Below are 4,681 nucleotides of genomic sequence, written 5' to 3'. Positions count from 1 at the left end.
GGGCGAGACGGTAGGTCTCAGAGCAGCATCCAGGAAGAACGTTGATGAATTTTGGGCGGAGGATATCTGCATATTCGGCAGATTTGTTAACGGCATCAATGAAATCGTGGCGTTTCGACGAAACAGCGGCGAGCCCTTCTCCACCGTTCATCAGGTCGCCTGCTGGTACGTTGAACAGTACAAGTTCAAGCCCAGTAAGATCGATTTGAGCCTTGATGTTTGCTGCCGGAGTATCATACGGAAACTGGATTTCAACGCCCTGAAATCCGCATTCTCTCGCAGCTCTGAAACGTTCCAGCAAGGGTAGTTCGGTAAACAATAAGCTTAGATTGGCAGAAAAACGTGGCATTGTTCTCTGTCTCTGGTTTCGTTAAAAGAGTAACAACGGTATTTAAGTTAGGAATTTTTGCAAGGGTATATAAACCGGCCAATATAGAAGAATACTGGTCCGGGAATTAATTACCCGATTGGATTTGCATCAGCTAGACAACCAGTCCGGACATAGGAACAGTTTTACCCTTACTCGCGCCTTTTATGGCCTACCCGGCCATCTCGCCCACACTTTGAGGTTTTGCCACCACGTAAGACACCCGACAAATCAAGTCTTCCCCAAAACTAATTTGCGGATTCATTGCGCCGGCCACCGCAAGTACTTCTCCCGAACTTAGATCGACCAGCTGGCAGGACACCGTGGTGGTAACCACGTCTACCACCAGGCCAACATGAATACCTCATAAAATTAAAATCTGCCTGAGCGCCTCACCATCAGCCAGTCGGTCAAAAGCCTCATTCAGTCCATTAAAACTAAACCGATCACCAAGGAGTCTGTCGACAGGAAGGCAATCCTTCTGATAGAGGGCAATGTAGCGGGGAATGTCACGGTTTGGAACACAACTTCCCATGTAACTCCCTTTGATGATTCGCTCCTCTGCTGAAAGAGAGAGGTGAGAAAGTGTGATTGTGGCTTCAGGGCCAGGCATGCCTGCGACGACAGTCATCCCCCCCCGGCGGGTAATCTTATACGCCAGATCCAAGGCTGGAGAAACACCAGCAGTCTCGAAAGCGAAATGGACGCCACCGTCAGTGAGCTCAAGTATTTGCTCCACACAATTTTCAAGGGTCGAGTTAAAAGTATTGTGTGCACCTAACTGGCTGGCGATCTTCAGTTTTTTTTCTTTGACATCAACCGCGATGACTTTTCCAGCACCTGACGCAATCGATGCTAGCAAAGCATTCAGACCGACACCCCCCAATCCTACAATCGCGACGGATTGCCCCGGACTGACCTTGGCAGTATTAACCACCGAACCGACACCTGTTACTACCGCACAACCGAAAAGAGCAGCTACTTCGAATGGGATTTTTGGATCAATCTTGACCAGAGCATTTTGTGAAATCACCGCATATTCACTGAAGGCGGCAACACCGGAATGGTGATAGATGCGCTGGCCGTTATTGTGTAGTCTTGTCGTTCCATCAATCAATGTCCCAGCTTTATTTGCCTCGGTTGCCGGATGACAAAGAGCAGGACGTCCCTCCTGACACATATCGCAACGGCCGCAGCTAGCCACATAGCTCGGTACTACGTGATCACCCACGGTTAGACGCTCCACTTCAGGTCCAAGCTTGCAAACGATACCGGCTGCCTCGTGTCCGATGACCATCGGCATTGGTTTAGCACGCTCGCCATCGATGGCAACCAAGTCCGAGTGACAAAGACCTGCCGCCTTAACCTGCACCATAACCTCACCACTCTGCGGCGGGTCTAGTTCAACCTCCTCGATGCTCAGTGGAAGGCTATTCGCATATGGTAGCGGTTTACCGGATTCGCGCAACACCGCAGCTTTAACTTTCATCGTTGTTTCCTTTTGTAGTCATGCATTGATACCAGTATTGTTATTCCAATTGCAAACATGAGCTTTGTGATAGCTCTTGTAATTTCAGTTTGCTTGAAAATGGAAACTCTCACAGCAAAAAAAATGAGTGCCATGGCCTTTGCTATAGTTTCAATCTTGCCGCTAGCACAAAGCTAAACAAGGCAATTTTGCATTTTGTAGTTTTGAATCAGAAGTTACTCTGTAAAACGCATGGATATTTCACGATTCAAAATCTCACTGTTCTATGGCCTTAAAGCATCGGCCCCACTAATTAGTACATTTAATGCCTGTCCACCTTCTCCGTGATCCGTGTGAGGACCATTAGGACCGTACAATCGGCGCGGATTTATAGACCTCGTCGAGGATGATCTCGACCAGCTTGAATTGCGACTCCCCGTTGACGTCTTCAAAATAAACATGACTTGGCCAGGACGCACTGACATGATTGTCCTCGGGCAGGTCAACGGTCTCACAAACGCGTTTGATCGCTTCGACAAACGACCACGCCTCTTTGCGGAACTCCACCTTTGCCGCCTCCAGGTTCTCGATGCTGTTGCGGTCGATCTGGGGCGAACCGATGCCCGATGTCAGGGGCATGTTGCGGTCGATGGCCTGTTTTTCGTAGAACGAGATATCCACCTTGTCCGCCTCAAGCCGCATGATGAAGACCGGGTTGACGCTGACCTTGGCCTCGGTCAGCTCGATCAGTTTATCCTTGTCCGGTGCCATGCTCTCCGGAGCCTTGCGCCGTGAGGCGCGAACCTTCTTCTTCACCTCGGCCACAAAATCTCCGCGAAAGTTGTTGTCGAACACCCGGTCGGCATAGGGTTTGTCCCGCAGCATGTGCCGGATCGAACGGATCGACATGGTCTTGCAGTTCTCCGGCCCGATGAAGAAGGGCGATCCCGATGCATCCGACAATTCCACCCATCCATTCGGAAAGTTCTCGAAATGATGATCCATCCATGGTGCCAGAACCTTGTCGCCGAGATGGTCCAGCATGGCATTCACGGTGTCCGGGTCATTCACCAAATCTGCTAGCAGTGGCTCCTGCCCATAGATGTCCGCTGCAAGGCTATAGGGCGCGGAAATCTGCAGAAGAGGCGGCATCCCTGTCAACTCTTCAGTAACGCGCAGGATGTCATCGATCTCCTTGGGCACGCCTGTGGTAAAATCCGGCGTCTTAAGCAGGTGCCAGTTGTCCTTGTTGATCAGAATCGAATCCGGATCCGCCCCCGGCGGGAACCTGTCAGGGTACATCATCTTTTGCTCCAGCGTCTCGCAGGTAAAGGCATAAAGTGCCCATGTCATGTAAAACTTGTGCACCCCCAAAAGGCGGCTCACGGCCAGATTGGTGCGGACATAGCGATAAGGATCAGTGTTGTAGTACTCCCGGGACTCGATTCTATAGAGATCGTGCAGCACCGCCAGCGCCAGCATATGTACCGATGCGGTGGAATTGACCCGATTGGGCGGCGCGAGGATGGCAAAGTTCTCGTCGAACTCGCCCGCGATGGCCGCATCAAAGATCCGGGTCATTTCCTCTTTTGCACCCTTATCGCCGGCTTGCCAGCGCGTCAAAAGGTGAAGCCCGGTTGGAAAGGCATAGTTTTCAATCTTGGTCATGGGTCAGCCTATATCTAATTCTTGTGAGATATAAATTTTCATTTTGTCCTTTATGTGAGGCTAGCTATACATGAAACACAAAAAAATTCTATTATAATCATCGGAACCTATTACGCATTTGTTAAATGTGCTGATACGTTCTATCAGGATGCCTGAGACACGGCCTCGCTGATTGATGTCTCAAGAATACTCATTCCTTCGTCAATAATTTCTGTTGATACGGACAATGGAACAAGTATGCGTATGACATTCCGCGCCGACCCTGCCGTCACCAGGATTAAGCCTTTTGAAAGTGCTACCTTGACGATCTCAGCTGTGAGTTCGCCAGCCGGTTCACGAGATTTGCGGTCACTAACTATTTCGATTGCATTCATGCATCCCAGCCCTCGTATATCGCCTATACAAGTGTGCCTGTCAGCCAATTCTCTGAAGTGAGTGTTAATTTGAGTACCCAACCTGAGTCCCTTTTCGAGCAGACTCTCTTCATCAATAACATCAAGAACGGCTAGCGCCGCAGCACACGCAACAGGGTTACCACCAAATGTGCCACCAAGACCACCTGGCGGGACACTATCAATGATACTTGAGCGTCCAACAATACCTGACAATGGAAGTCCGCCACCCATGCTTTTTCCAACACATGTTAGATCAGGCGCAATATCAAAGTGTTCCATGGCAAACATCTTCCCGGTGCGACCAAACGCTGACTGAATCTCGTCGGCAACCATGACGATTTCATGTTCATCACAAAGTTCGCGCAGATATTCTAAGAACGCTGGCTCTGCAACGTTGTAGCCTCCTTCTCCTTGAACTGGCTCAAAGATAGCGGCGGCGATTTGCGTAGGTTCAATATCACTTCCAAACAATGTTCCAAATGCACGCTTGGTGTCATCAAGCGTTATCTTGTGATACTTGTCCGGAAATGGAATTCGATAAATTTCTGTTGGGAAAGGCCGAAATCCAATCTTAAAGGGATCCATCCGTGCACTTAAACCCATCCCCATGTAGGAACGACCATGATAGCCATTGGTAAAAGTAATCAACCCGGGACGTTGAGTGAAATACCGGGCAATTTTAACAGCATTTTCGACAGCCTCCCCACCCGCGGAAAAAAACAACGATTTCTTTTGGAAGTCACCGGGTGCCAAAGCATTCAGTCTTTCCGCAAGCAGAATATA

At 49.6% G+C, this 4,681-nt stretch carries 5 protein-coding genes; all 5 read right to left on the bottom strand.

Going from position 1 to position 4,681, the window contains the following annotated elements; genetic code table 11:
• A partial coding sequence (locus tag MK323_15070) for a hydroxypyruvate isomerase (GenBank protein ID MCH2483466.1) occupies positions 1–349 on the bottom strand: 349 nt, incomplete at its 3' end.
• Between the two features lie 190 nt (positions 350–539).
• The gene (locus MK323_15065) at positions 540–713 is read right to left on the bottom strand and encodes a hypothetical protein (GenBank protein MCH2483465.1); all 174 of its coding nucleotides are present in this window, start codon (positions 711–713) and stop codon (positions 540–542) included.
• 18 nt (positions 714–731) lie between these two features.
• Positions 732–1,856 carry a zinc-dependent alcohol dehydrogenase family protein gene (locus MK323_15060; GenBank protein ID MCH2483464.1) on the bottom strand — a complete coding sequence of 375 codons (1,125 nt, stop codon included), beginning with the start codon at positions 1,854–1,856 and terminating at the stop codon, positions 732–734.
• 342 nt (positions 1,857–2,198) lie between these two features.
• Complete coding sequence (locus MK323_15055) at positions 2,199–3,503, bottom strand: hypothetical protein (protein MCH2483463.1); 1,305 nt, start codon at positions 3,501–3,503, stop codon at positions 2,199–2,201.
• A 143-nt stretch (positions 3,504–3,646) separates the two neighbouring features.
• Positions 3,647–4,681 (bottom strand): aspartate aminotransferase family protein (locus tag MK323_15050; protein MCH2483462.1); only part of this gene is annotated, 1,035 nt, incomplete at its 5' end.

The organism is Gammaproteobacteria bacterium, from assembly GCA_022450155.1.
Lineage (GTDB): Bacteria > Pseudomonadota > Gammaproteobacteria > Arenicellales > UBA868 > REDSEA-S09-B13.
Note: the sequence above shows the minus strand (reverse complement) of the source record. Positions and strands in the feature narration are given on the sequence as shown.

Bases quoted from the DNA above. Each gene is read 5' to 3' on its own strand.
- MK323_15055 (MCH2483463.1), bottom strand. From the start codon at position 3,503: ATGACCAAGATTGAAAACTATGCCTTTCCAACCGGGCTTCACCTTTTG.
- MK323_15060 (MCH2483464.1), bottom strand. From the start codon at position 1,856: ATGAAAGTTAAAGCTGCGGTGTTGCGCGAATCCGGTAAACCGCTACCA.